Consider the following 516-nt stretch of genomic DNA (forward strand, 5'->3'; position numbering starts at 1 on the left):
CTGGCTGATTGGCTTGCACTTGTTGATGCCGATTGACTAGCTGATGTGCTGGCTGATTGGCTCGCACTTGTTGAAGCTGACTGACTAGCTGATGTGCTTGCTGATTGGCTTGCGCTTGTTGATGCCGATTGACTCGCACTTGTGCTGGCTGATTGGCTTGCACTTGTTGAAGCTGATTCAGATGCCGATGTGCTGGCTGATTGGCTTGCACTGGTTGAAGCACTTTGACTTGCGCTCGTGCTGGCTGATTGGCTTGCACTTGTTGATGCCGACTGGCTAGCTGACGTGCTGGCTGATTGACTTGCACTTGTTGATGCTGACTGACTAGCTGACGTGCTGGCTGATTGGCTCGCACTTGTTGATGCCGATTGACTAGCTGACGTGCTGGCTGATTGACTGGCACTTGTTGATGCTGACTGACTAGCTGACGTGCTGGCTGATTGACTGGCACTTGTTGAAGCTGATTGACTCGCACTTGTGCTGGCTGATTGGCTTGCGCTTGTTGAAGCCGATTGG

The 516-nt window shown here is 52.3% G+C and carries 1 pseudogene; it reads right to left on the bottom strand.

The features are described from left to right. Positions 1-516: pseudogene (locus HMPREF0851_RS15405) on the bottom strand (hypothetical protein); the annotation flags it as partial.

It is taken from the genome of Streptococcus sp. M334, assembly GCF_000187745.1.
GTDB lineage: Bacteria > Bacillota > Bacilli > Lactobacillales > Streptococcaceae > Streptococcus.